Annotated in this window: 2 protein-coding genes; both read left to right on the top strand. The window is 62.0% G+C overall.

Annotation, left to right across the window (positions count from 1 at the left end; all coding sequences use genetic code 11):
* Positions 1 to 356 (top strand): tyrosine-type recombinase/integrase (locus QCE79_RS32635; RefSeq protein WP_309851507.1); only part of this gene is annotated, 356 nt, incomplete at its 5' end.
* 8 nt (positions 357 to 364) lie between these two features.
* On the top strand, positions 365 to 1552 hold the full coding sequence (locus tag QCE79_RS32630) for an IS91 family transposase (RefSeq protein ID WP_309851504.1): 1188 nt from the start codon (positions 365 to 367) through the stop codon (positions 1550 to 1552).
* Positions 1553 to 1907: the final 355 nt, after the last annotated feature.

Here is a 1907-nt window from a genome sequence, read left to right as displayed (position 1 = left end):
CGCCGATCCTGCTTGAGCGTTTGCGGGTCTGGTGGCGGGTTGCACGAGCTCAGGGAAAGATGCTCGACGGAGGCTGGTTGTTTCCCGGACTTAACCCGATCGAACCGCTCAGCACCCGTCAGCTCAACCGAGCGGTTCATGCTGCAGCCGAGGCTGCGGGAATCGACAAGCGCGTGTCCATGCATACCTTGCGGCACAGCTTTGCCACGCATCTGCTCGAGCAGAAGGTCGATATCCGGGTGATCCAGGTCATGCTCGGACACAAGAAGCTTGAGACCACAGCGCTTTATGCCCAGGTTGCCACCGATATTCTGCGCGAGGTGGTCAGCCCTCTCGAGAGTTTGCGTACTGAGTAGCTCTCATCGTGGCGCATCGCGCGCTTGAGGTCGCAGACGTCTTCCGCTCTCTTGGTCCAGCGTGGCATCGCTCCGCTAATCTGAGCCTCGGGCAGTTGAAGGTCATGTCCGCAATCGAACAGTGCCGCACCGCGGCGCTGGGAGGGCACCTGCTGCGCTGCGAAGGATGCGCGGCGATCGAAGTCGCCTACAACTCGTGCCGCAACAGACATTGCCCACGGTGCCAGGCTGGCGCGGCGCGTCGCTGGCTGGAAGCGCGCGAGGCCGATCTCCTGCCCGTCGAGTACTACCACGTGGTCTTCACGCTACCCGCTGCGATCAGCGCGATTGCGTATTACAACAAGCCCGTCATTTACAGGCTGCTGTTCGATCTCGCGGCCGAAACGTTGCGCACTATTGCCGCTGATCCGAAGCATCTTGGAGCGCAGATCGGCGCCACGCTCGTTCTGCATACGTGGGGCTCGGCGCTCACCCATCATCCCCATGTGCACGGCATCGTTCCCGGTGGCGGATTATCGCCGGACCGAAGCCGGTGGATAGCGTGCAGGCCGGGCTTCTTCCTTCCGGTGCGCGTACTCTCGCGCCTGTTTCGCCGGCGCTTCCTCGAAGAACTTGAAGTGACCTATCGCCGGGGGCAGTTGCGGTTCTTCGGCGAATACGCCGGGCTCAACGATATCGCAGCCTTTGCCAAGTGGCTCGCGCCAATGCACGCATCCGAGTGGGTCGTGTATGCCAAGCGCCCGTTTGCCGGACCTAAAGCGGTGCTCGCCTACCTGTCGCGTTACACCCACCGCGTCGCAATCTCCAACCAACGCCTGGTCGCGCTCGACGAAGACGGCGTTACCTTCCGCTGGAAGGACTACCGCGTGAACGGACGCACCCGCAACAAGACCATGACCCTCGAAACAGGTGAGTTCACGCGTCGCTTCCTATTACACGTATTGCCTGGCGGTTTCCACCGCATCCGCCATTACGGCCTGCTCGCCAACCCATCGCGGCGCGCGAATCTCGCGAAGATACGCGAGTTGCTGGGCGCTGCGTCCACCACTATCGGCGGCAGTGCGAACGATTTCGCTACAGTCGCAGCGTCGCCGGCGTTCGTTTGCCGGCATTGTGGCTCGCCGATGATCATCATTGACCTGCTCCAGCGCAGCAGACCTATCCGGGCACCGCCTGTTGAGCGAGCCCACGCATGAAAGCCATCGCGTCAGGATGCACACGTCAACTGTCGGCTCTTCGGCAAAGAGAGCTCATAGGGGACGCTTGCGCCTACGACTCCCCGCAGGCAATCCGGTGCTGGTCGGTCCGGCATATAGCAATGCCCAGCAGCGTCGCTGATGCGATCGCGGTTGCCCAAGCTCTGATTTGCCCACGTTTTTATCCGCCGTGCCTTCAATGGGACTGAACGAATCGCCATAGCGGTGAAAGGTTCAGACCACGTCGGGGCACTCCGCGGTTTCCTCCCTTGGGGCTTGTAGGACGCCTGCCCGCGGGCGTCTGGGCGAGTTGACGTGCCGATGGATCGGGGCAGGCGTCCTACAACCCTAAACA

The organism is Caballeronia sp. LZ003, assembly GCF_031451465.1.
In the GTDB taxonomy this organism is placed as follows: Bacteria; Pseudomonadota; Gammaproteobacteria; order Burkholderiales; family Burkholderiaceae; genus Caballeronia.
This window is presented reverse-complemented; position numbering and strand designations above follow the sequence as displayed.